This is a genomic window from Tumidithrix elongata BACA0141, assembly GCF_036349135.1.
Classification (GTDB): domain Bacteria; phylum Cyanobacteriota; class Cyanobacteriia; order Pseudanabaenales; family Pseudanabaenaceae; genus Tumidithrix; species Tumidithrix elongata.
On record NZ_JAZBJZ010000023.1, the window covers coordinates 1 to 25,452 of the forward strand.

At 46.5% G+C, this 25,452-nt stretch carries 21 protein-coding genes and 1 pseudogene; 20 read left to right on the plus strand and 2 right to left on the minus strand.

The annotated features are described in order from the left end of the window. Positions 1-353: 353 nt before the first annotated feature. The 16 genes and pseudogenes from ureG to V2H45_RS07950 all read left to right on the plus strand — a co-directional run bounded on the left by ureG (position 354) and on the right by V2H45_RS07950 (position 17,180). A complete protein-coding gene (gene ureG / locus V2H45_RS07870) occupies positions 354-947 on the plus strand; it encodes an urease accessory protein UreG (protein WP_330483079.1) in 594 nt (197 codons plus the stop codon). Between the two features lie 287 nt (positions 948-1,234). After that, a complete protein-coding gene (gene urtA / locus V2H45_RS07875; protein ID WP_330483080.1) occupies positions 1,235-2,569 on the plus strand; it encodes an urea ABC transporter substrate-binding protein in 1,335 nt (444 codons plus the stop codon). A 119-nt stretch (positions 2,570-2,688) separates the two neighbouring features. Further along, complete coding sequence (urtB, locus tag V2H45_RS07880) at positions 2,689-3,858, plus strand: urea ABC transporter permease subunit UrtB (RefSeq protein ID WP_330483081.1); 1,170 nt, start codon at positions 2,689-2,691, stop codon at positions 3,856-3,858. 61 nt (positions 3,859-3,919) lie between these two features. Continuing rightward, the gene (gene urtC, locus V2H45_RS07885) at positions 3,920-5,098 is read left to right on the plus strand and encodes an urea ABC transporter permease subunit UrtC (protein ID WP_330483082.1); all 1,179 of its coding nucleotides are present in this window, start codon (positions 3,920-3,922) and stop codon (positions 5,096-5,098) included. Next, positions 5,073-5,837, plus strand: a complete 765-nt coding sequence (gene urtD / locus V2H45_RS07890; protein WP_330483083.1) for an urea ABC transporter ATP-binding protein UrtD — start codon at positions 5,073-5,075, stop codon at positions 5,835-5,837. Before urtC ends, urtD begins: the two co-directional genes overlap by 26 nt. A 46-nt stretch (positions 5,838-5,883) precedes the next feature. Beyond that, the gene (gene urtE, locus V2H45_RS07895; protein ID WP_330483084.1) at positions 5,884-6,648 is read left to right on the plus strand and encodes an urea ABC transporter ATP-binding subunit UrtE; all 765 of its coding nucleotides are present in this window, start codon (positions 5,884-5,886) and stop codon (positions 6,646-6,648) included. A gap of 152 nt (positions 6,649-6,800) precedes the next feature. After that, positions 6,801-7,646, plus strand: a complete 846-nt coding sequence (locus V2H45_RS07900; protein WP_330483085.1) for an urease accessory protein UreD — start codon at positions 6,801-6,803, stop codon at positions 7,644-7,646. Between the two features lie 178 nt (positions 7,647-7,824). Next, entirely contained in the window at positions 7,825-8,127 is a 303-nt protein-coding gene (gene ureA / locus V2H45_RS07905) for an urease subunit gamma (protein ID WP_330483086.1), read from the plus strand. A gap of 27 nt (positions 8,128-8,154) precedes the next feature. Then, complete coding sequence (locus tag V2H45_RS07910) at positions 8,155-8,757, plus strand: Uma2 family endonuclease (protein WP_330483087.1); 603 nt, start codon at positions 8,155-8,157, stop codon at positions 8,755-8,757. 38 nt (positions 8,758-8,795) lie between these two features. Then, positions 8,796-9,164 (plus strand): urease subunit beta, encoded by a 369-nt coding sequence (locus V2H45_RS07915; protein WP_330483088.1) that lies wholly within the window; start codon positions 8,796-8,798, stop codon positions 9,162-9,164. Between the two features lie 84 nt (positions 9,165-9,248). Beyond that, complete coding sequence (gene ureC, locus V2H45_RS07920) at positions 9,249-10,961, plus strand: urease subunit alpha (protein ID WP_330483089.1); 1,713 nt, start codon at positions 9,249-9,251, stop codon at positions 10,959-10,961. Between the two features lie 51 nt (positions 10,962-11,012). Next, positions 11,013-11,492, plus strand: a complete 480-nt coding sequence (locus V2H45_RS07925; protein ID WP_330483090.1) for a GNAT family N-acetyltransferase — start codon at positions 11,013-11,015, stop codon at positions 11,490-11,492. Between the two features lie 69 nt (positions 11,493-11,561). After that, the gene (gene dacB / locus V2H45_RS07930; RefSeq protein WP_330483091.1) at positions 11,562-13,037 is read left to right on the plus strand and encodes a D-alanyl-D-alanine carboxypeptidase/D-alanyl-D-alanine endopeptidase; all 1,476 of its coding nucleotides are present in this window, start codon (positions 11,562-11,564) and stop codon (positions 13,035-13,037) included. A gap of 132 nt (positions 13,038-13,169) precedes the next feature. Beyond that, a pseudogene (locus tag V2H45_RS25565) lies at positions 13,170-13,689 on the plus strand (Uma2 family endonuclease). Positions 13,690-14,106: 417 nt separating this feature from the next. After that, a complete protein-coding gene (locus V2H45_RS07945) occupies positions 14,107-15,489 on the plus strand; it encodes an NAD-dependent succinate-semialdehyde dehydrogenase (RefSeq protein WP_330483094.1) in 1,383 nt (460 codons plus the stop codon). Positions 15,490-15,542: 53 nt separating this feature from the next. Then, positions 15,543-17,180 carry an acetolactate synthase large subunit gene (locus V2H45_RS07950; RefSeq protein ID WP_330483095.1) on the plus strand — a complete coding sequence of 546 codons (1,638 nt, stop codon included), beginning with the start codon at positions 15,543-15,545 and terminating at the stop codon, positions 17,178-17,180. Between the two features lie 95 nt (positions 17,181-17,275). Here the strand turns inward: V2H45_RS07950 and V2H45_RS07955 are convergent, their stop codons facing one another. Next, positions 17,276-17,530, minus strand: a complete 255-nt coding sequence (locus tag V2H45_RS07955; protein WP_330483096.1) for a hypothetical protein — start codon at positions 17,528-17,530, stop codon at positions 17,276-17,278. A 241-nt stretch (positions 17,531-17,771) separates the two neighbouring features. Here V2H45_RS07955 and moeB point away from each other — a divergent pair, with 241 nt between their 5' ends. Then, positions 17,772-18,938, plus strand: a complete 1,167-nt coding sequence (gene moeB / locus V2H45_RS07960; RefSeq protein ID WP_330483097.1) for a molybdopterin-synthase adenylyltransferase MoeB — start codon at positions 17,772-17,774, stop codon at positions 18,936-18,938. A gap of 224 nt (positions 18,939-19,162) precedes the next feature. Next, positions 19,163-19,717 carry a pentapeptide repeat-containing protein gene (locus V2H45_RS07965; protein ID WP_330483098.1) on the plus strand — a complete coding sequence of 185 codons (555 nt, stop codon included), beginning with the start codon at positions 19,163-19,165 and terminating at the stop codon, positions 19,715-19,717. Positions 19,718-19,771: 54 nt separating this feature from the next. Here the strand turns inward: V2H45_RS07965 and V2H45_RS07970 are convergent, their stop codons facing one another. Continuing rightward, entirely contained in the window at positions 19,772-20,302 is a 531-nt protein-coding gene (locus V2H45_RS07970; RefSeq protein ID WP_330483099.1) for a hypothetical protein, read from the minus strand. 196 nt (positions 20,303-20,498) lie between these two features. Between V2H45_RS07970 and V2H45_RS07975 the strand changes: the two genes are divergently transcribed. Together V2H45_RS07975 and V2H45_RS07980 are read left to right on the plus strand one after the other, a co-directional pair. After that, on the plus strand, positions 20,499-23,663 hold the full coding sequence (locus V2H45_RS07975; RefSeq protein WP_330483100.1) for a cyclic nucleotide-binding domain-containing protein: 3,165 nt from the start codon (positions 20,499-20,501) through the stop codon (positions 23,661-23,663). Between the two features lie 112 nt (positions 23,664-23,775). Continuing rightward, entirely contained in the window at positions 23,776-25,434 is a 1,659-nt protein-coding gene (locus tag V2H45_RS07980; protein WP_330483101.1) for an FAD-binding oxidoreductase, read from the plus strand. The last annotated feature ends 18 nt before the right edge of the window (positions 25,435-25,452 follow it).

The following is a 25,452-nucleotide window of genomic DNA, read 5'->3' on the forward strand; positions in this document are numbered from 1 at the left end:
CCTATGAAACCCCTCTTCTGTCTTTATTGCAAGGTTTTGTCCTGTACTAAGGTACTGGATATATATAAACTGTTAAAACGGTATCAGTTTTCTTAAGCTCAATCCTACTACTAATTGATTTAGAATGGTGGAAGTTCGTAACTGAACCATCAGAACTATCCACCGATCGCTCGTTATTTTGATTGGTCATTGAGAAATGCCTAGAAATTTGCAGCAAACCTTAGCGGGTTAAGTAGATTTTATAAGAGCTTAACCATGGACTAGTACATTTTTTAGCGATCGCTAAGATCTTACGAACCGACTCATTGCTAGACTTACAGGATAAAACTCTCTACAACAACCTAACAACGTCTATGACTGCTTTTCGTGTCGGCATTGCAGGTCCTGTGGGTTCGGGAAAAACCGCCCTCGTTGACGCCCTTTGTAAAACCATGCGGCAACATTTTAATCTTGCTGTAGTTACCAACGATATTTATACCCAAGAAGACGCCCAATTTTTAGTGCGCAGTCAGGCATTAGAGCGCGATCGCATTGTCGGAGTTGAGACGGGTGGTTGTCCGCATACGGCAATCAGAGAAGATGCTTCGATGAATTTAGCGGCGATCGACCAACTAGAGCATCGCTGGCAAGATCTCGATCTGGTGTTTGTAGAAAGTGGGGGAGATAATCTTGCTTCTACCTTCAGTCCCGAACTCGTGGACTTGACAATTTATGTGATAGATGTTGCTGCAGGCGATAAGATTCCGCGTAAGGGTGGGCCTGGAATTACAAAATCCGATCTATTGGTGATCAATAAAATCGATTTGGCTCCCTATGTCGGTGCTGATTTAGGGGTAATGGAAAGAGACACAAAAAAGATGCGGGGTGAAAAACCGTTTGTTTTTACAAACCTAAAAACACAGGTTGGTTTGCCTGAGGTCACCCAGTTTATTAGCCGCAATATGTGATGAACTCAGCAAATTTGTAAATAATACCCATAGTTCCAGTAATAACTCACCCTTATTAAGGTGCTTTTACAAAGGATTGTATCCTGTGATACCACTGACCAAGTAAGCCTATATCAGGATTAGTGTGGATTTAGCTGTGTTAAGTCAAAGTTAAGTCAGTATTTTTCTCGTGAGGAGTGATGATACGTCATGCAAAGCGATCGCACGAGAATTCGTTCTTTTTGGCATTTTAAACCCATGCTCAGAACCTATATTCTCAATCAGTCTTATGGAGGCGCTAACCTTTAATGAACAGTAAATTTAATCGTCGCAAATTTCTGCTGTACGGATCGGCAGCAATGGGCAGCAGTATGCTGATCAAGGCTTGTGCGCCTTCGACCCCAACTCCAACAGCCTCCGCAACTTCTGCTCCAGCAACTACAGCACCAACTACGGCTGCGGCAACCACTGCGCCTTCTGGTGGCTCGATCAAAGTGGGGATTTTACACTCCCTGAGCGGCACGATGGCAATCAGTGAAAAGAGTGTCGTAGATGCTGAAAATCTAGCGATCGAAGAAATCAACAAAGCGGGTGGTGTTTTAGGTAAGCAAATCGTTGCCGTTCAGGAAGATGGTGCTTCTGATTGGCCTACTTTTGCTGAAAAAGCAACCAAGTTGATCGATCAAGATAAGGTTGTGACAGTATTCGGTTGCTGGACTTCCGCCAGCCGTAAAGCGGTACTGCCTGTATTTGAGTCCAAAAAACACCAACTCTGGTATCCCGTTCAGTATGAAGGACAAGAATGTTCTCTGAACGTCTTCTACACGGGTGCTGCTCCTAACCAACAAATCGAGCCTTCCGTAGAATGGCTGTTAAAAAATAAAGGAAAAGAATTTTTCCTCGTTGGTTCCGACTATGTGTTCCCTCGTACAGCCAATACGATTATCAAGGCTCAACTAGAAGCTTTGGGTGGTAAGGTCGTGGGTGAAGATTACCTTCCCCTTGGCAGCACAGAAGTTACACCAATCATCACCAAGATCAAGCAGGCTCTTCCCAATGGTGGCGTAATTTACAACACCATGAACGGCGACACCAATGTGGCTTTCTTTAAGCAATTGCAAGGTGCAGGCTTGACCCCTGACAAATATCCTTCGATGTCTGTCAGTATTGCGGAAGAAGAAATCAAAGCGATCGGAAAAGAGTTCCTCAAGGGACACTATGCTGCTTGGAACTATTTCCAAACCGTTGATTCTCCTGCTAGTAAGAAATTTGTGGAAGCCTTTAAAGCCAAGTACGGTGCAGATCGTGTGGTCAATGACCCCATGGAATGCGCCTATGTCATGGTTTATCTGTGGAAGCAAGCTGTAGAGAAAGCGAAGACTACAGATATTGAAGCAGTTCGCGCTGCTGCCTACGGACAAACCTTTGATGCTCCCGGTGGTAAGTACACACTCAATTCCAATCATCACCTCACCAAGTTTGTCCGAATTGGTGAAGTTGCAGATGACGGTCTGTTTAAGATTGTGTTTGAAACCAAGGAAGCCGTCGTACCAGTGCCATGGAACCAGTTTGTTGCTGATACCAAGGGCTATGCCTGTGACTGGTCTGATAAGGCAAAGGGCGGTAAGTACAAAAAAGCCTAAGTAGAAGCAAATCAACATGTAGGGGCAATCCCCCGTGGTTGCCCTAGACTTGATGGGTAGGCATAGGGGCAGTGCCCCTATAAAAATTTTTGATGACTATAACTAATCAGTAAAGGTAAATGCTCGACGTATTGCTGAGATTACTGGATGGCGTATTTAACGGAGTCAGTACTGGCTCCGTTTTATTGCTGGCAGCTTTAGGGCTGGCAATTGTATTTGGCTTGATGGGTGTGATCAACATGGCACATGGCGAGTTGATGATGCTAGGGGCATACACCACCTATCTCGTCCAAAATGGATTTAAGCTTTTGGGAGATCCTTGGCAGGATTTTTATGTTTTCGCAGCTTTGATTGCGGCATTCCTTGTCACTGCTTTTGTGGGGTTTCTATTGGAGCGCGGTGTCATTCGGTTTCTCTATGGACGACCTTTAGAAACGCTGTTAGCAACTTGGGGTGTGAGCCTAATCTTGCAACAATTTGTCCGTAGTGTGAACTGGGTGTTTCTCGCAGGCATCCTTATATTTTGCGGTCTGTTTTTTGGGGGTATGTGGGTTTTACAAAAACGCACAAATTGGCAGGTGATACGGAATTGGGCGATCGCGGCATTATTACCCCTATCTGCCGCAATCTCATTTAGCGTTGGCGCATTTTTAGCTCAAACCTACAAACTCACTGCGACAAAACCTTGGTTTGGCGCGCAGGGTGTGGATGTGACTGCACCGAAATGGTTGCGCGGTGGCTTACCGATTGGCAATATTCAACTGCCCTATACACGCCTGTTTATCATCGTACTGACGATCGCCTGCGTGATTGGCATTTATCTATTTTTGCAGCGATCGCCTTGGGGTTTGCGCATTCGTGCCGTGACCCAAAACCGCAGCATGAGTTCCTGTTTGGGGATTCCCACCCAGACGGTTGATTCGCTCACGTTTGCGCTCGGCTCAGGTCTGGCAGGAATTGCAGGTTGTGCCGTCAGTTTCTTAGGTTCGGTCAGTTCCAATACGGGACAAAACTATATTGTCGATACCTTTATGGTGGTTGTCGTTGGTGGTGTTGGCAAGCTGATCGGTGCCATTGTGGCGGCGCTAGTTCTGGGCACAACCAACTATTTGGTGGGTTCGGGCACGTTGGTGGCGTTAGTCGCTCCGATCAAACCCCTTGCCGATTTCTTCACTTTCTTTTCTTCAACCAGCATGGCACGGGTGATGTTATTTGCCCTGATTGTGGCTTTCTTGCAATTCCGTCCTGCGGGTCTGTTTCCGCAAAAGGGACGCACGGTTGATGCTTAGTGAATCACTACATGTTTGAACTGCTAACAGCTTCTCAAAAACTGATAACTGAATAAATGAAATGACAGCAATTGAAGTGCAGAAAAAACAGGGACAGATTAAGCGATCGCTTCTGATTGAGGCAGCCATCGTAATTGGAATTGCGCTGTTGCTGATCTTTCTTGTCCCCCTCCTATTGGTTGCGATCGGGCAGGGATTTCGCGTCGAGCTACTGGGGCGTTTTTTGGCTCTAGCGATCGTGGCACTTGGCATCGATTTAATCTGGGGCTATACAGGTATGCTCAGTTTGGGGCATGGTGTATTTTTCGGATTGGGTGGCTATGCCTTTGCCATGTACCTAAAATTGCAAATTCCTCCCGACGCTACCTCAAAGCTTCCCTCTTTTATGCCCCTTTATGGCGTTACCGAACTCCCTTGGATTTGGCAACCCTTTAATTCTTTCCCATTTACGATTGTTGCGATTATTCTAATTCCTGCGATCGTGGGAGCATTGTTCGGCTTTTTGGTGTTTCGCAATCGCATTCGCGGTGTCTATTTCTCGATTTTGACGCAAGCCACTACGATTATCTTTTACAACATCTTTAACGGACAGCAAAAGCTCATCAATGGTACGAATGGATTAACCGATTTCCAGACGATTTTTGGTGCGACCGTAAATGCCCCAGAAACGAGACGGGTTTTTTACATTCTCACGATTATATTTTTGGCCTTAGCCTATGCACTCTGTCGTTGGTTGACGAGTGGAAAGTTTGGGCGCTTACTGATTGCGATTCGCGATGACGAACCTCGCGTGCGTTTCACGGGCTACGATCCGACAGGTTTTAAGGTTTTGGTGTTTGCGATTTCCGCTGCTCTAGCGGGGATTGGCGGTGCGCTTTATACACCGCAAACAGGTATTATTTCGCCCAATAACTCCATGAATATTGCTTTCTCGATTGAGATGGTGATTTGGGTGGCAGTAGGCGGTCGGGCGAGTTTGTCGGGGGCAATTCTTGGTGCAGTTCTTGTCAACTTTGCCAAGAGCATCTTGAGCGAACAGTTCTCAGAAATATGGCTATTCTTTCAGGGGGCGATGTTTCTGCTTGTGGTTATGGTGCTTCCCGATGGCTTGGTCGGTTGGGCGCGCACGCAAGGCGTACAGATTTTTAAAACCCTATTCTTTGGTCGCAAAGTAGTTCCCTATCCTAGTCTTGAAGAAGATCCAGAGGTACAGTATGAACGCAAGAATCTTGGAGATTGAGGATTTAACCGTTAGTTTTGACGGGTTTAAAGCACTCAACAACCTCAATTTCAGTATGGATGAAGGCGAGTTACGGGTAATTATCGGCCCGAATGGCGCAGGGAAAACGACCTTTTTAGATGTCATTACAGGGAAGGTCAAGCCAACGATCGGACAGGTGAGATTTAAAGGGAGAAATCTGCGATCGATGTCAGAACACCAGATCGCACGATTTGGCGTGGGGCGTAAGTTTCAAACTCCCAGAGTCTATCTCAATCTCACCCCAAGGGAAAACCTAGAACTTGCCTGTAATCGCAATAAGGGTGTTTTTTCAACCCTGCTCGGTCGTTCCTCGGTGACGGAACGGCGCACGGTCTCAGGTTTGCTGGAAACTATCGGCTTGGTAGCAAAGCCAGACATTCAAGCTGGGCTCCTTTCCCATGGCGAAAAGCAGTGGCTAGAAATTGGCATGCTTGTCGCTCAGGCTCCCGATCTATTGCTGGTGGATGAACCCGTTGCGGGTCTGACCGACGAAGAAACGGAACAGACAGGAGAACTGCTGATTTCTCTAGCCCAAGAACATTCGATTATCGTGATCGAGCATGACATGGAATTTGTGCGGCAAATCTCGCGTAAAGTGACGGTACTGCATGAGGGTAGCGTTTTGTACGAAGGCACGATTGAAGAAGTTCAGAACGATCCTCGCGTGATTGAGGTCTATCTAGGCCAACAGCAAGAAGAAGTCCATGAGGCAGCATAATTCCCCAAAATCCTCAAGCCTATTAAACCCTTAACATCAAAGTAAGATGAATCAAATGGAAGATGCGATCGCTCAGGATCTGACCAGCGCACAACCGTTACTAGAGATTACCGATCTCGATGTTTACTATGGAGAAAGTCACATTCTTCGTAGCGTCGATATGGGTGTGGCAGCGGGTAAGATGGTGTGCCTGATTGGTCGAAATGGTGTGGGCAAAACCACAATGCTCAAAACGATTATGGGGCTACTCAAACCCCGCAAAGGCAAGGTTAAATTTACAGGGGTGAATGTGACAGGTCTGTCCCCCGATCGCCGCGCTAGGATGGGAATTGGCTATGTGCCCCAAGGACGCGAAGTGATTCCCCGCCTCACGGTGAAAGAGAACCTGATCCTAGGCTTAGAAGCCAGAGATAAATCTCAGAAGCCGACAGTTGCTTCGCTGCAAGACGATCTGGAGGAAGTCTACGAGCTATTTCCCGTGCTCAAGTCGATGCTCTGGCGTTTGGGCGGCGATCTCAGCGGTGGGCAGCAGCAACAACTCGCGATCGCGCGGGCTTTGATGGGAAAACCTAAATTACTCGTTCTAGACGAACCCACAGAAGGGATTCAGCCTTCGATCATTCTAGAAATTGAAGCAGCGGTGCGTCGGATCGTGCAAACAACGGGTGTGGGTGTACTTCTGGTCGAGCAGCATTTACATTTTGTGCGTCAAGCTGATTGGTACTACGCTATGCAAAAGGGTGGCATTGTGGCATCTGGGGCGACCAGCGAACTCAGTAACGATGTGATTCAGAAATTCTTAGCGGTTTAGAATTTACCCCTGCTGCAATTACAAGAAGGGCAACCACGGGGGGCTTGCCCCTACCAGAAAATTTGAATTTTGTAGGGGTAGTGCCCCCGTGCCTACCCCGTAGACATCTATAATCACGGGATTTTGTTCCATGTAAGGTCAACACATCAGCCATGAATTCCTCTCGTTGGCACGGCAAACTTCAGCTAGATTTCGCATTGCAGGATGGGACAACCCTCATGACCCGCAGCCAAGGAACTGCCCCACTCAAGATTCAACGTCCGTTTTATCCTGAAGGTGCAGAAGTCTGTCATGGGGTGATTTTACATACCGCAGGGGGCATTGTTGGCGGCGATCGCCTGAGGATCGATCTTCAAGTTGCGCCCTCAGCCCATGCGTTGATTACGACGGCAGCAGCCAGCAAGATCTATCGCTCCAACGGTCAAGAAGCAGAGCAAACCATCCAAATTTCTGTCGGTGAGGGGGCTTGCCTAGAGTGGCTGCCCCAAGAAGCGATCGCCTTTGCATCAGCGATTTATCGGCAAAATTTGAGAATTGAATTAGCCCCTAGTGCGACTTGGTTGGGCTGGGAGGTTACGAGGTTTGGACGCAGTGCTAGCGGGGAAAGGTTTACAGAAGGAACTTGGCGATCGCATACAGAGGTTTGGCAACAGGGGAAACCCCTATGGATCGATCGGCAATGGCTGGAAGGAGATCGGACGATTCTCGATAGTCCGCACGGTTTAAATGGCTGCGCTGTTGTCGGTAGTTTTGCACTGGTCGGTCGAGCTGCCACGCCTGAGATTGTTGAAAAAATCCGTAGATTGTGGACAGAGGGGCAATCCGCAGGAAAATATAATGGAGAAGCAGGCGTGAGCCGTCTCATCTCTGGTTTGCTTTGTCGCTATCGAGGTAACTCAAACTCAGAAGTGCGGAGCTGGTTTAGAGATGTGTGGCAACTTTTGCGTCTATCCTATATGCAGCGATCGGCGTGCTTACCCAGAGTTTGGCAGATGTGAAAAGCTACCATGTACACAAGTCGGACTTACCCCCTTTAATTCCCCCTTGTAAAGGGGGAAGATAAGAGATCTTGTTCCCTCCCCTTTACAAGGGGAGGGCTAGGGAGGGGTAATTGGGGTTGGAGAGAGGTCAAATCTCAAGGTTTTTAATGTTAAGAAATCGAAATAGGAATCATCCATGCAACTAACTCCCCAAGAAAAAGATAAATTACTGATTTTTACAGCAGCGCTGCTAGCAGAAAGACGCAAAGCTAAGGGATTAAAGCTAAATTATCCCGAAGCGATCGCATTCATTACCGCCGAAATTTTAGAAGGAGCTCGAGAAGGGCGCACGGTTGCGGAACTGATGTCCTATGGCACGACTCTACTCAAACGAGCCGATGTCATGGAAGGAATCCCCGAAATGATCCATGATGTCCAAGTGGAAGCAACTTTCCCCGATGGTACAAAACTCGTAACAGTCCATAACCCAATTCAGTAGCTCTTATTCTCTAGCTAGAGGTTCGCTATGATTACAACCGTAAAACCTAAGCTGACTTTCGAGGAATTCTTAGAACTCTCTCCTAATTGTTCACATTATGAGTTAGTCGATGGTGAGCTAGTTGAGAGATCCATCACAAGGAATCATATTGATATTGCGGACTTTTTAGATCGATGTTTTTATGATGAAGTCAAACGATCTGATCTGAGCTATGTAATCAAACAATCTGTTCTGCTTAGAACCTTAAGTCAAGATGGAACTGAGCAAGGACGAATGCCCGATGTCAGCGTGATCGATCGCGATGACTGGCGAGCCAATCGTTCGGATTATGCGGCGTTGCGATCGCCAATTCAGCTAGCCGTGGAAGTCGTTTCAACCAATTGGGATGATGACTACATCGATAAGTTAGATGAATATCAGCGCATGGGCATCCATGAATATTGGATTGTCGATTACTTAGCCCTGGGAGGCAGAGAATATCTTGGTAAACCGAAGCTTCCAACCATATTCGTGTATGTATTAGATGACAAGGGTGAATATCAACGTTCGATGTTTAGAGGGAATGATGCGATCGCGTCAAGTACGTTTCCAGAGCTACAACTGACTGCCGAGCAGATTTTAAAAGCCTAATTGAAATAACAGATAGAAATCTAAAAAGGTAAAAAACTATGATTCCGGGTGAAATGTTTATCCAAGAGGGAGAAATTGAACTGAATGCCGATCGCCCTACGGTGAGCTTAAAGGTGGCAAATACAGGCGATCGCCCCATTCAAGTTGGTTCCCATTACCATTTTTTTGAGGTGAATGCAGCTTTGGCATTTGAGCGATCGCAGGCACGCGGCATGCGGCTGGATATTCCTGCGGGAACTGCGGTGCGGTTTGAACCTGGTGACGATCGTGAAGTTACCTTAGTCGCCTTAGCCGGTAGTCGAGAAATGTACGGATTCAATGCCCTGATCGAAGGTAAATTGGACGATCGGCCGAAAGGTGAATTGGAAGAGAAAACCAAAAAATCGAAGAACAAGAAAAAGAAGTAGGGGCAATCCCCCCCCGTCGTAGCTGCCCAAATTCTTGCCCCTAGGTGTCATTAAATCTATTAAATCTTTATCGAGAAGAATCCCATGAGTTATAGAATGAATCGCCGCGCTTACGCAGAAACCTTTGGCCCCACCGTAGGCGATCGCATTCGTCTTGCCGATACTGAAATTATCATCGAAGTGGAACAGGATTACACCACCTACGGCGACGAAGTGAAATTTGGCGGGGGGAAGGTGATTCGGGATGGCATGGGACAATCGCCAATTACGAATGCTGATGGTGCAGTGGATACCGTGATTACCAACGCCCTCATTCTCGACTGGTGGGGAATTGTCAAAGCCGATGTCGGCATTAAAGATGGCAAAATCGCCGCGATCGGCAAAGCAGGAAATCCTTACATTCAAGATAATGTGAATATTATTATTGGCGCGGGTACGGAAGCGATCGCAGGCGAAGGCATGATTCTCACCGCAGGTGGTATCGACACCCATATTCACTTTATTTGTCCGCAACAGATCGAAGTCGCGATCGCTTCTGGCGTGACGACGATGATTGGTGGTGGCACGGGCCCCGCCGCAGGTACGAATGCCACCACCTGCACCCCCGGTCCTTGGCATATGTACCGCATGTTGCAAGCAGCCGACGCCTTTCCGATGAATCTGGGCTTTTTAGGGAAAGGGAATAGCAGCAAACCTGAAGGTTTGGTCGAGCAGGTCGAAGCAGGAGCGATGGGACTAAAGCTCCATGAAGATTGGGGAACCACTCCCGCCGCGATCGATAACTGCCTTAGCGTTGCCGATGACTACGATGTTCAAGTTGCCATCCATACCGATACCTTGAACGAAGCTGGATTTGTCGAAGATACCATTCGCGCCTTTAAAAATCGCGTCATTCACACCTATCATACGGAAGGTGCGGGTGGCGGACATGCTCCTGACATCATCAAGGTCTGCGGTGAAGCCAACGTACTTCCCTCTTCTACCAATCCAACACGTCCTTATACGCTTAATACGCTGGACGAACATCTCGATATGCTGATGGTCTGTCACCACCTCGATCCTAGCATTCCAGAAGATGTTGCTTTTGCCGAGTCTCGCATTCGGCGCGAAACGATCGCGGCTGAAGATATCCTGCACGATTTGGGCGCATTCAGTATGATTTCTTCGGATTCTCAAGCGATGGGAAGAGTCGGAGAGGTGATTATTCGTACTTGGCAAACCGCCCATAAAATGAAGGTGCAGCGCGGTGTACTGACCTCCACGCAGGAATCTAAAGCGGATAATTTTCGCGCTAAACGTTATATTGCCAAGTACACGATTAACCCCGCGATCGCGCATGGAATCTCTGCCCATGTCGGTTCTATTGAAGTCGGGAAACTGGCGGATCTGTGCCTGTGGCGACCTGCCTTCTTTGGTGTTAAACCTGAAACTGTTTTGAAAGGCGGCGCGATCGCTTGGGCGCAAATGGGGGATGCCAATGCCAGTATTCCCACTCCTCAGCCCGTACATATGCGCCCCATGTTTGCCAGTTATGGCGGAGCAATCAATCACACTTCTCTAACGTTTGTTTCTCAAGCAGCTTTAGCGAAGGGAATTCCACAACAATTGAATTTGAAGAAGACTGCGATCGCGGTGTCGGGTACGCGGAATATCTCGAAGCGAGATATGAAATTGAACGATGCCATGCCTAGAATGGAAGTCGATCCTGAAACCTATGAGGTGAGGGCTGATGGTGAATTGTTGACCTGCGAACCCGCAACGGTTTTACCGATGGCACAACGATACTTTTTGTTTTAATTTACATTCTGGTGGTACTATCACTTACTTCAATTAATTTCAAGCACTACAATGATTCGACCGACCACGCCCGATGATACGAAGGCGCTGATTGCATTGGCTGAGGCATCAGGACTGTTTGAGCCGCAACAGACTGAAGAACTTTCCCAGATGCTTGCCCAGCACTTCACTGGCACATCGAATAGCCCTGAACTCTGGTTTACTGATGATGATGGCGAACCAGTGGGTGTTGCGTATACCGCGCCAGAACGTATGACTGAAGGGATATGGAACTTGTATTTGATTGCCATTCATCCTACCCGCCAAAAACAAGGACGCGGCAAAGCTCTACTCTTTCATGTTGAGAAGATTTTGGCGGAACGTGGCGATCGCGTGCTGCTCGTCGAAACATCAGGCACGGAAGACTTTGAATACGTTCGGAAGTTTTACCAAAGCAACGGTTACGAACAAGAAGCAAAAATTCGTGATTTCTATGCAGATGGTGTCGATAAAATTGTCTTCCGAAAAGCCCTCAACAAACTTAGCGCATAATTAAGTTATTTAGCTGTAAGGGCGAAGCATTTAAGTAAATGCTTTCTACGATTTATGTAAAACAAAACTATGCGAATGCTTCGTTCCTATCGCTCTATAATTCATTACCTTGTCATTCCGATCGCTGTTCTAGCGATCGCGGAAAAATCTTACGCCGCAACTTCAGCGATTTGTGCCAGTCAACTCAAAGCAGAGGTGAATAAAATTGCTCAAGATCCCAAGCTACAGTTCTCACGCTTAGGCGTGTTTGCCCAAACTTTAACACCATCCTCGCAAGTTCCGATCGATTTGGATGGCGATCGCTACTTTATCCCCGCCTCAAATGCCAAACTGCTAACTACTGCGGCAGCGTTGAAGTTACTAGGAGGGGATTATCGCATTACCACTTCCCTGATGTCCGCTCAACCTCCCAATGCCAAGGGAGAAATTATGGGGGACTTATGGCTGATCGGTCGCGGCGATCCGAGTTTTCGCTCTGAGACGAGCTTAAAGTTGCTAGTCAAACAGTTAACGGATAGAGGAATCAAGCGCATTCGTGGCAAGATTAGAACTCTATCTTCGCTCCAAGGTTCTGGCATAGGAGATAGTTGGGAATGGCAAGATCTACAGGAATATTACGGTGCGATCGCTTCGGCTGCCACGATTGATGAGAATGCGCTACTCTGGACAATTTCGACCACACAGGTTGGAAAACCCCTACAATTCCAATGGGAACAACCCCAGTTAGCGAATGGTTGGATCGTAGAAAATCAAGCTACCACAGGTTCCGTCAATCGCGAAAGCTCGTTACAGGTCGAACGCCCTTTTGGACAAAGGCGATTAATGATTCGAGGGCAGCTTGCTCAAGATGCCGAACCTGAATTGGGTGGCGTCGCAGTGCCCGATCCTGAAGCGCAGTTTTTGATGCTTTTGCGAACGGAGTTAGCGAATCAAGGCATTCAGATTGATTCTAATTCCAATTCTTCCCTAAATCCGAATAGCTCACAACCCAATGTGGAATTGGCAAGAGTTCTATCGCCACCCCTGCGATCGCTGCTCCAAACCACCAATAAAGACAGCAATAATCTCTATGCCGAACTCTTACTGCGAATTCTAGGAAGTCGCACTCATGAAGTCGAGAATGACGATCTAAGCACAGGTATTCTGATCGCGACGAGGTTCCTCAAATCCATCGGTTTGAGCGATCGCAGTTTCCTTCTTGTCGATGGGTCGGGCTTATCGCGTAGCAATCTGATTACGCCGAGAGCGATGGTTCTGTTACTAAAAGTAATGGCAAGCGATCGCGATTTCCGCAATTCCCTCTCTGTGGCTGGGGTAGATGGTACGCTGGTCAACCGTTTTAAGGACACGCCCGCCGCAGGGATTTTACAAGGGAAAACAGGCACGATGTCGGGTGTTATCGCCTTGTCAGGCTATGTGAAGCCCAGTGGCTACGATGAAATTGCCTTTGCCATTCTGATCAACAATGGGAATTTGCCGACCCGTGAGTTACGTCCCTTTGTCGAAGCGATCGCGTTGCTCTTGACAAGCCTTAAATCTTGCTAGCCGCAAAGATTTTCATGCGATCGCGCCCTTCTGAAATCGGGCTAAATTTTTAAGGATCGTAATCCTTATGACTTTTCTCCTAGTTAGAACGGTATAATACAATACTCAAAATTTAGTAAATTCCGACTCGGCATGGAACAAACTGGGCTCCACGAAACCGTGAGTGGTAAACTGGCAACCAAAATAGGCATTGCTCTTACTGTTTCCGAACAGCCTTGGTTTATTCCTCGTACTTGTTTGATCCGACCGTTTGCAGAAACCGATCTTGTCCTATGTCCTGATATTTATGTCCTGATATTGTAGTGCTGGATGAAAGGATGTTGCTTCATGAACCTTTATGGGAAAAGGAACCCCTTATCACTTTGGGGCAATCTATCAAACTCGTAGTTGAAGTTGTAGGCACTAACTGGGAAAACGATTATGCCCGTAAGGTTGAGGAATATGCTCTGTTGGGAATTCCAGAATATTGGATTGGCGATTATTTGGGGTTGGGGGGTGTTTTTTTATTGGTAAACCGAAACAGCCCACATTTACGATTTGCCAATTGATTGTTGAAGGTTACAACTAACAACTATATCGTCTTAGTAAACTGCTTGTATCCCCTCTTTTGCTTGATTTTCAACTTCGCTTGGATGAGATTTTACCTCGATAACTCTTCTAAGCCATGGTTGTTTTTACAAGGATCGATGCGAGTGCCGCGAAAATAAATATTCAGGAGCGTGAATTTTTAGCTAAGCTTCAGTCCAGAAAATATTTCATAGAATGTATTCTTTATAACAGAATTAGAATTTGTTGATAAGATCGATCAAAGTATCAAAGTAGTTGACACCAGATCTTGTACCCAACCTTTTTATAAGCCAGATAGCCCTGCAATAAATTGAGAGCTAAATGCTAAAGCCTCTGAACAGGAAAGCCAGACTAGGTTTTAGTCTATTAATGTCCATTGATAACGATCTAAAACAGTGAGTTAGGAACTGAAGTCCTTGGTGTTTTAGGCTAAGGTACAAGCTCTTGGTGAAGCATTACGTTATTACTCCTCAAAAATTACCAAACTGGAGGTTCTGAGGAAATGTCGATCGCCTCTACAAATCCCACGACTGGGGAAGTCGTCCAGACTTTTATCGCCCTGACAAGTTCTGAACTTGATACCAAGTTAGCGCTTGCCAATCGAGCATTCACAACGTATCGCCACATTGGCTTTGCCCAAAAAGCAGGCTGGATACATAAGGCCGCAGACATTCTAGAAGCGCGTAAGCTAGAATTTGCCAAGTTAATGACCTTAGAGATGGGGAAGCCATTGCTTAGCGCGATCGCTGAAGTTGAGAAATCGGCTTTAGTTTGTCGTTTTTATGCTGAGAATGCCGAACAATTTCTAGGAGATGTATCTATACCAACTGCTGCCAGTCGTTCTTTGGTGCGCTATCAGCCCTTGGGGATTATTCTAGCCGTGATGCCTTGGAACTTTCCATTTTGGCAGGTATTTCGGTTTGCTGCGCCAGCGCTGATGGCAGGCAATATTGGTTTGCTAAAACACGCCTCTAACGTACCTCAGTGTGCTTTGGCAATAGAGGAGATCTTCCAAACCGCTGGGTTTCCTACAGGAGTATTTCAAACCCTATTAGTTGGGGCAAATCGCGTTGCAGAAATTGTAAAAGATGTGCGGGTTAAAGCTGCTACGCTCACGGGTAGCGAACCTGCAGGTCAAAGTCTCGCCGCGATCGCGGGGCACGAAATCAAGAAAACCGTATTGGAACTGGGTGGTAGCGATCCATTTATCGTGCTCAAAAGCGCCAATCTTGAAGAAGCTGTTTCTACGGCGATCGCGGCGCGAATGCTCAACAGCGGTCAGTCTTGTATTGCTGCTAAGCGCTTTATTGTCGAAACTGCGATCGCAACGGAATTTGAGCAACGCCTCGTTGAAGGATACAAAGCCTTAAAGGTAGGCGATCCGATGCTACCTGAAACCGATATTGGTCCCTTAGCCACCGATCGCATACGTCAAGAACTCGATCTCCAAGTCCAGAAATCTGTGCAACATGGTGCAAAACTGCTGATTGGGGGTGATATGCAGATCTATAGCCATACGCCTTTAGCCAAGGGAAACTTCTATCCGCCCACAATCTTGAGCGACATTCCTAAGGGCTGTCCAGCCTATGCCGATGAGTTATTTGGGCCTGTGGCTTCCCTGTTTCGGGTTGCAGATATTGACGAAGCGATCGCCCTCGCCAATTGCACTCCCTTCGGCTTAGGTGCTAGTGCATGGACAACCGATCCGCAGGAACAAGAGCGTCTGATTAACGATCTTGAAGCTGGAGCCGTGTTTATTAACAGTATGGTCAAATCCGATCCGAAATTGCCTTTTGGGGGAATTAAGCGATCTGGATATGGCAGAGAACTGGGCATTCAAGGCATCCAAGAATTTGTCAACATCAAAACTGTCTACGTCAAATAAACTTTGCAATTGTGGTTCGCAGTCAAGAATTTACCGATCGTTAAACGAAACCTATGAATACCGCCGAACTATTAGTCCGTTGTCTTGAAAATGAGGGGGTTCAATATATCTTTGGACTCCCTGGCGAGGAAAATTTAGAGGTCATCAATGCCCTAGAGAATTCCTCCATTCAATTTATCACCACCCGCCACGAACAAGGGGCGGCGTTTATGGCAGATGTCTATGGGCGGCTCACGGGGAAACCGGGCGTATGCCTATCAACCTTAGGTCCAGGGGCAACCAATTTAATGACAGGTGTCGCCGATGCCAACCTTGACTGCGCTCCCTTGGTGGCGATCACAGGACAAGTAGGCACCGATCGCATGCATATCGAATCGCATCAATATCTCGATCTCGTGGCAATGTTTGAGCCCGTAACCAAATGGAATGCCCAGATCGTGCGTCCTAGCATTACCCCCGAAATTGTGCGTAAAGCTTTTAAATTGGCACAAACAGAGAAGCCGGGAGCCGTGCATATTGACCTACCTGAGAATATCGCGGCAATGGAGGTAACGGGGAAACCTTTGACCGTAGATGACAACAGCAGAATGTATGCCTCTTACCGAAGTTTAGGCGATGCTGCCATGCTGATTGCCAAAGCCAAAAATCCTCTGATTTTGGTGGGCAATGGTGCCATTCGATCCAAAGCTAGTCAAGCGCTCACAGACTTTGCCACAAGGCTCAATATTCCTGTGGTGAATACCTTTATGGGTAAGGGCGTGATTCCCTACACCCATCCTCTGGCAATGTGGACGATTGGTTTACAACAGCGAGATTTGATCAACTGTGCCTTTGATGAGACCGATCTGGTGATTGCCGTAGGCTACGACCTGATCGAATACTCGCCCAAAAAATGGAATGCTCTGGGCACAATCCCGATTATTCACATTGGCGAAAATCGGGCGGAAGTTGACAGCAGCTATATTCCTAGGGTGGAAATTGTGGGCGATATCTCTGATGCCCTCAATGAGATTATGCACCGAGTCGATCGCTCTGGGAAACCCGACCCTCATGCCTTACACCTCAGACCTAGCATTCTTGCCGACTACGAGCAGTATGCCGATGACGAAGGGTTTCCAGTCAAGCCCCAAAAAGTTGTCTATGATGTCCGCCAAGTCATGGGAGCCGAAGATATCGTGATTTCCGATGTCGGGGCTCACAAAATCTGGATGGCAAGGCATTATCACTGCGATCGCCCTAACACCTGCATTATCTCTAATGGGTTTGCCGCCATGGGGATCGCCATCCCTGGCGCAGTAGCAGCCAAACTGGTCTATCCCAATCGCAAGATTATCGCGATTACGGGCGATGGCGGTTTTATGATGAATATGCAAGAACTGGAAACCGCCGTGCGCATAGGTACGCCTTTTGTCACCTTAATCTTTAATGACGGTGGCTATGGCTTGATTGAATGGAAACAAAACATTCACTTTGGTAAATCTGCCCATGTCAAGTTTGGAAATCCTGATTTTGTCAAGTTGGCAGAGAGTATGGGGCTAATCGGCTATCGGGTGAAGTCCGCGATCGATTTGATCCCTACCTTAAAGGAAGCACTGGAGCAGTCAGTACCCACCGTAATTGACTGCCCCGTTGACTATCGCGAGAATATGGTATTTACCCGAAAAGTTGGTGATATCACCTGTGCTATTTAAATAGATCTGGAGGAAGCTGCGATCGCAAAGGTTGAAATTACAAGTTGAAATTACAAAGTTAAAGCCTAGAAATTTCGAGGAGCTTTGGGTTTAGATTATGTCGTAATCGGAACAAATCTGGACTGATGACGGGGTAATTGTCGTACAGAAACCCGCTTAAGTCTTAACTTAACTTCAAATTCTTTAATATAATCAACAGCCTCTCCTTTGCTTTCTCGCTTATCAAGTTGTTCTAGCAGAGCAAAAATTTCCTTGTCTAGCCCCGGTTCTCCACTAAATAAGTGCATGAGGGTTTCGCTGCAGTCATCATCAGGATAGATGGGAATGTAGTAGATGTATGGGGTATCCATAAGCGATTACTTTATACTTAAATTAAGTGGGTGAAGATAAGCACATGACTAGCATCTGCAACTAAAATGACTGCGATCGCAATCCATGCTTATGCATCAAATCAAATTATTCATCAAATATAGACCAGTTAGATGTGATTCGACAGACATAGAATCTTAAGCTCTGACTAAGAAATGTTTTTGATTCCCCAAAAATCGCCAAATCATTCCATGATTAACAAAGGTAACTCTGACTCAACCTATGCTTGACCCTGACCTTAATAATATTCAACTTAGTCCAGATGACTACGAGCGTTATTCGCGTCATTTAATTTTGCCCGAGGTGGGCGTAGAAGGACAAAAACGCCTTAAGGCTGCCAGTGTGCTGTGTATCGGTACGGGTGGCTTAGGCTCTCCCCTACTGTTGTATCTTGCGGCAGCTGGCATTGGACGCATTGGCATTGTCGATTTTGATATTGTCGATACCTCTAATTTGCAACGGCAAGTCATTCATGGCACGAGTTGGGTAGGCAAACCCAAAATTGAGTCTGCCAAGCAACGCATTCTTGAAATTAATCCCTACTGCCAAGTCGATCTCTACCCAACTCGTCTAAGCTCTGAAAATGCTTTGGAAATCATTAGACCCTATGACATTGTGGTCGATGGTACGGACAACTTCCCAACCCGTTATTTAGTTAACGATGCCTGTGTGTTGTTAAACAAGCCCAACGTCTATGGCTCGATATTCCGCTTTGAAGGGCAAGCCACCGTATTTAACTATGAGGGCGGGCCTAACTATCGCGATCTCTATCCAGAGCCACCGCCTCCTGGGTTAGTTCCTTCCTGTGCTGAGGGTGGTGTATTGGGGATTCTCCCCGGTTTAATTGGCGTCATTCAAGCCACAGAAACGGTCAAGATTATTTTGGGGAAAGGTACAACCTTGAGCGGGCGCTTGATGCTTTACGATTCTCTCAATATGAAGTTTCGCGAGTTAAAGCTGCGTCCCAACCCAACTCGACCTGTAATTGAGAAACTAATTGATTACGAGCAGTTCTGCGGCATTCCCCAAGCAGCAGCCACAGAGACACAACAGCCCATTGCTGAGATGACCGTTCGCGAACTCAAGCAGATTATCGATGCAGGTGCCAAGGACTATCTGATCGTGGATGTTCGTAACCCCAACGAATGGGAAATTGGCAAAATCCCCAATACAGTCTTGATCCCCTTACCTGAGATTGAGAATGGCAAGGGTGTGGAGAAAGTGAAGTCACTGCTCAATGGGCATAAGCTCATTGCCCATTGCAAGATGGGTGGACGTTCTGCAAAGGCATTGGGTATTCTCAAGCAAGCTGGCATTGATGGCATTAATGTCAAAGGTGGCATTAACGCTTGGAGCCAAGAGATCGATCCTTCTGTGCCTAAATACTAAAGGCTCTGCTTAGCTAACGGTGGCTTTGGCTTCGTTCAGGCACCGTTAGCTGGGAATTAGGAGATAAGCAAAAATTACTAAACCAGTTCCTAGATTGCAGCTTTGGGTATAAGTTAGTTCTAAGTGGATTAGTAATCAATTACGCCTAGCAATTTATAGGGGCGCTTTATAGGGAACTGTTGGGATATTGGTTTTAACGATCTAGTTCTAATAAGGGTAAATCATTGAGCGCTGAGTGGGTTATAGAGCAATATAGTCAAGGGGTCAGAGATTTTGCGATTCTCGATCTAGGTGGGCTGAAATTAAGAGGCGCACTGCTAAGTGGTGTCGATCTGAGGGGAGCTAATCTCAAGAATGTTGACTTAAGTAGTGCCAACCTGATTGATGCCGATCTGAGTGGGGCTAATTTAATTGAGGCTAATTTTAGGGGAGCCATACTCAGAAACACAAACTTTTCAGATGCCGATCTAAGCTGGGCAAACTTAACTTGGGCAAATTTAACAGAGGCAAAATTTATCAGAAGTAACCTCAGTGTTGCCAACTTTAGCGGTGCGAATCTGATTGATGCCGATTTTACTCGTGCAAATCTTAAAGGAGCCAACCTCAGGGGGACAAACCTAAGAGGTGCAAAGTTTGTAGGGCTTAAATCCATTACTGACGCAGATTTTACAGGTGCTAAAAATATCCCTGATGCAACCAGAGCTTATTTGTACTCGATCGCCGAAGGTTCGCACCCCTTTACCAAACATGATACGAAAAGTACGCTAGGTGGTCTTTAGTCGTTGGTAGTTAGCTACACTTCTAGAAAGCTCTGGAAAGCCAACTGCTAAATGCTATTTCACTTCCGAAAGTTCCAGCAGGTAAGGAAAAGACATATTGGCTTCATAGGAGCCAACCCACACCTCATACTTGCCAGGTAACCATTCACCAGCAATCACAGGGTTGCGATCGCTGACATCATCACTGCACCAACTGCCCCCAGGCCCTCGGATCAGCATCACCGTATCCCCAGAGCTTTTTACCCGCAGTTCTAAATACTTAAAGGGTTTAGTTAGGGTAATTGTATGATCTGGTACAGCGTCAATAAAGCCAATACAGGCACCTGTTTCGGTTTCAACCCGACCCGACATTTTTTGCGTTTCTACTGTGCCACCGCTGATCCCGTGCAAAACCTTGAGCGTGGGTGTGAAGTGAGGGGCAAGACTAATGTTTTCAAACATCGTCAGCGTCGTTTCTTTCTTAGGAGTTACCTTAATTTCCTCAGCCCAAGCCTTGTGATTGCTGAGACAAATGGGTGTAAATATCAGTGTTAAGAGTACTGAAGCGATCGATAGAGTGAACTTTTTACCGTGATATTGCGTCATTAGTTGGCTAAGAAAGGCTAAAAGTAGGTCAAATGTAGGTACGTAAGCTTAATAACACGATCTCGTATGGAAGGGAGTATAAATTATTCCTACAATCCATGCATTGCCGACTTGTTGTTAACCCATCACAATTGGGAATAATATTGGCAAGTTATGGCATATTCAGGCAGTTATAAGGCATATAAGGGGTGAAATCTTGCTAAATACAGTTTCAGAAAAGCACATGCACAATGTCAGATTACTGCTGACAGTTGGTTGGCTAGTACTGATACTCTCTCTATTTTACGATCCCTTTTCAGCATATTTAACCGATCCCGATACAACCTTTAGTCCTTTTCACATTCAAAGCAAGCAAGCCTGTTTTCAGTTTCAGGGACAATGTCTGGCACTAAGCAATTATGCAATGGGTGCGCGTATTTTTTGGGGAATGGTCGTACCTGCCTCAGTTTTGATCCTCTTGGTTTTGGGGCATGAGGCTTGGCGGCGCATCTGTCCTTTATCATTTATGTCCCAGATTCCCAGAGCCCTAGGAATTCAAAGACGGCGCAAGGTCGTGAATCCTGTCACAAAGGCAACAAGGTTTGAATTGGTGACGATCGCCAAAGATTCTTGGTTGGGGCGCAATGGCTTAAATGTCCAGTTTGCCCTGTTATTTATCAGCCTAAACATTCGGTTGTTACTGGTTAATTCGGATCGCCTACTCTTGGGTATTTTTTTAATAACAAGCATTTTGACCTCAATTACAGTGGGCTACCTATTTGGGGGAAAAACATGGTGTCAATATTTTTGTCCGATGGCACCCGTACAGATGGTTTACACGGGGACACGCGGACTGCTGGGCAGTGAGGCACATCAGGGGGTTTCTACGATCACCCAGTCGATGTGTCGTAGTGCCGATCGCGAAGGCAATGAAAAAAGTGCCTGTGTCAGTTGTCAATCGCCTTGTTTTGATATTGATGCCGAACGGGCCTACTGGGATACGATTACCCAAAGCGATCGCAAGTTACTCTATTACGGCTATGTCGGTTTGGTGATTGGATTCTATATTTATTTTTCGCTCTATTCAGGCAATTGGAGCTATCTCTCTGGTGGCGTGTGGAATGAAACTGACCAGTTTGCCGCGCTGTTTAACCCAGGGTTTTACATTGCCAACCAAGCGATTCCTATTCCTAAGATTTTGGCAGTTCCTTTAACCTTAAGCGTTACAACTGCCACAACCTACCTGCTTGGTCTGTGGCTCGAAAGGCTCTATAAGCATTACAATAAAAAGCGAAGTGTGCCCCTAAGTCACGAACAAATTCAGCATTGGGCATTTTCCTTCAGCACTTTTTTTGCGTTTAATTTTCTCTTCTTTTTGGGCGTGTATCCCACATTGGGTTGGCTAACTCCGATGGGGCAATCTCTCGTGAGTTGGTTGGCTGTTATTGCCGTGACGATTTGGCTCTATAGAACCCTTGGGCGGAACACAGAGCTATATAACCGTGAGAGCATCACCACTAGCCTCCGTCGTCAGTTGAACAAGTTAGGAATTGATTTTTCTAAACTCTTAGAAGGGCGATCGCTGGAAAACCTCAAACCTGATGAAGTCTATGTTTTAGCCAAAACCTTGCCGGGGTTAAATCACGAAAAAAGGATGCAAATGTATAAGGGCGTGCTGCAAGAGGCATTAGCCTCGGGCAATGTGCGTTCCTCTAGCAGTTTGGAAGTGTTTAAAACGATGCGAGTTTCTCTCGGGATGACCGATGAAGAGCATCAAAATGTTCTGTTGGAATTGGGAATTGCCGATCCCAGTCTTTTAAACCCCGAACACCAACTCACAAGAGAGCATCTATTGCGAATTGAGAGCTATCGCCAAGCGTTAGAGATGATTTTGCTGGAACTGGTGGAAAGCGGTACACCGATGCAGACAGCGTTACAGTTAAAGCAAAGACAAATTTTGGCACTAAAGCGAGAATACAACATCACTGCCGAAGAAGAGGAGCATATACTGGCAGCCATGTTTCATGCCAGCAGTACAATGATTCGGGCGGCTGAATCTCTGGTTTCCCAACTACAAATCTTAAGTGGACGCAGTCGTGCCTTAAACCAACTAGTTAGTGTCGAACATAAGCTGGCTATTCTACTGCAACGTTCCATTGAGCAAAAGCAACAATTGGTTTTAACGCAATTATTAGGGATTCTAGAGATTTTAGGTGATATTCCAGAAGCACTCAAACTGGTAAGTTCTCTGAGGGATTTGGCGGTGAGCGTGCTGCAAAATTTACTATATAGCAAAGGCGAAGGAGGAGATTGGGGAACTCGTCTTAGCCCTCAAGTTTTCGAGAAGCTGATTGCGATCGCTAACTCTACCCAAGCTAGAATCACCCCGCCCAATCTATCGGCAACCATTGAGGTTCTGCTAGAACTCTTGCATGAAGTAGAACCTGTGACCCAAGCTGCCAGTCTCTACGCCTTAAATCTGTTAGAACCGACTAAAGCGATCGAGCAAGCACGTACGCTTCTCAGTAGCGGTCATCATTTAGATGAGCTAGTCAAAGAAACAGCAAAAGAGATTACAGGAAAAGGCTCAAAGGCTGCTTCTGTTGCCAATACACTGTTAATTAAGGTTAGACATGCAGGGCGCACCGAAGAGCATGTTTTTCAACAACCTAGTCTGCGCGTAGGGCGAGAAGAAAATAACGATTTGGTCTTGCAAGATAAGCCCGTTTCACGTCAGCATGCCGTCTTTTTTATGGATGAAATCGGTGTGAAGGTTCAAGACTTAGGCAGTGCCAATGGACTTCGCATTGGTAACAGGCTACTTAGAAACGAGCAAGTCCAGCTAAGTCAGGGCGATGTCGTCTATTTTAGCAACACACCCGAACCGAGTATTACAGTGCGATGGGAAGTCCTTCCACGAAACAACCAAAATGTATCGAAATCCCTAGATACTTTTCAAAAGTTGCTGCTATTGTTTGAAAGTAGTTTCTTTAAAGGACTAAAGACGGACGTTTTGGTGGAGTTAGCACGTCAAGCCGAGGTTAAAACCTACAGAGCTGACGAGTTTCTCTATCAACAGGGTAAGGTTGCACAGGAAATATTAGTTGTGGTGAGTGGTTCGATTCAGATGCTGGGCATTCAAGGCGATCGCTCCTCAGTCTTAACGACGATTTCTCCTGGTGAAACGATTGGTGAGTTAGAAGTCTTGACCCACCGTGCCTATCGTGCCTCATTTGTAGCGGTAACGCCTGCTGTTGGGCTGACAATTAAGGCTGATCTATTTGAAGAGGTGATTAGACAAGATGCCCTTTTTGCCCAAAATTTATTGGTGAAAGTTAGCGATCGCCTGCAAACGATGCTTACATCTTCATCAATCGCTTAAATTGTCATTGGCCAATAGCTATTAGCTTTGGGCTCGTAGCTATTCGTTTTTGGGGAAATTATCCGATGACTGACAACCGAACAACTGAACAACTGAATTGTGAATTGAATCCATGCTCAAAGTTAAACTCTACAACGCCCAAACTCCTAAAGATCGTAAAAGCCTTGACCTAGCACCAGAGCAAATGACAGGAAGTGAGTGTATCGTAGGGAGATCCAGCACCTGTGGCATCGTTCTCAATAGTCCCGAAGTCAGCCGCATGCATGGCAAAATCGAGCTGAAGAATGGACAGTATTACTTCACTGACTTGGCTAGCAAAGATGGCAGTAGATTAAACAATCAGACAATGCTGGCAAATCAGCCCTCTGTATTGAAGGTGGGGGATATCCTGCGAATTGCGGACTTTATCTTGGAGATCGAAGCGATCGCCTTCGTTTCAGAAGAAGATGTCACGATTATCGATCCTAGTCGTACAATTCTTGCCCCACCATTGCCTGAGCCTTTAACACCCAAGCAATATATGCCTGTTGCCTTGGTCGATCCCACTCAGATCTCGCGCTGGACAAAAGGTGAGTTAGCAGTAAAGTGCGTGCGGATTATTGACGAAACCCATGATGCTAAGACCTTTTCTTTTGTCACCGATCCACCCACCTTATTTAGCTACAAGCCTGGACAGTTTGTTACCCTCGATCTAGACATCGATGGCGAACAAGTACTGCGTTCCTATTCCATCTCTTCTACCCCTTCGCGTCCTCACACCTTAGAAATCACGGTTAAGCGCGTACCTGCTCCAGAGAAAGAACCGAATGTTCCACGAGGTTTAGTATCAAATTGGTTGCATGACCATTTGACTGTCGGCAGCGAAATCAAACTGAGCGGGCCTCTCGGTAAATTTACCTGTTTTGCCAATCCATCGCAGAAACTATTGTTTATCTCGGCCGGCAGTGGTATTACACCAATGATGTCCATGTCCCGTTGGGTTTATGACACAGTTTCAGACTGTAACATTGTCTTTTTGCATAGTGCGCGTAGCAAGCAAGATATTATTTTTCACCATGAATTGGAATTGATGGCAGCGCGACAGCCCAACTTTCACCTCGCAATTACGACCACAAGGAATGAAGTCGGTCAAAGTTGGTCTGGATTAAGAGGTCGGATTACTGAGTCCATGTTGCAAATGGTTGCTGCCGATTTTCGCGATCGCACCGTGTATGTATGCGGTCCCGATAGCTTTATGCAAGGCACAAAAGCCCTTCTAGAGAGTATTGGATTCCCTATGCAAAACTACTACGAAGAAAGTTTTGGTGGCGCGAAGAAATCGAAAAAGGCAGCTCCAGAACCTACGCCTGTAGAGAAACCAGTTGAGATGCCTAAGGCGACTGTACCCAAGGCATTTGGGATTGGTGCTTTTTTAGAGAACTTACAACCAATGCTAGCCCCTGTGGTCAATGCTCCTATGCTTGCTGCCACACCTGCTGCTGTTGCTGTCGCTCCACCTGCCTCAAAAATAGCGGTGGTATTTGCTAAAGCAGATAAAGAAGTCGCTTGTGACGGCGAAGAGTCCATTTTGGAAATTGCGGAACAGGCAGGCGTGAAAATTCGTAGCAGTTGCCGCGTGGGAAGCTGTGGCACTTGCAAAAAGCTCAAGAAGGAAGGAACCGTAAAAATGGAAGACTTTGACCCTGAAGCCCTAGAACCGAGCGAACAGGAGGCAGGATTCATTCTCACTTGCATTGCCTTCCCACGCGATCGCGTGGTGATGGATGTGTAATGGCTAAATGCTATAGCG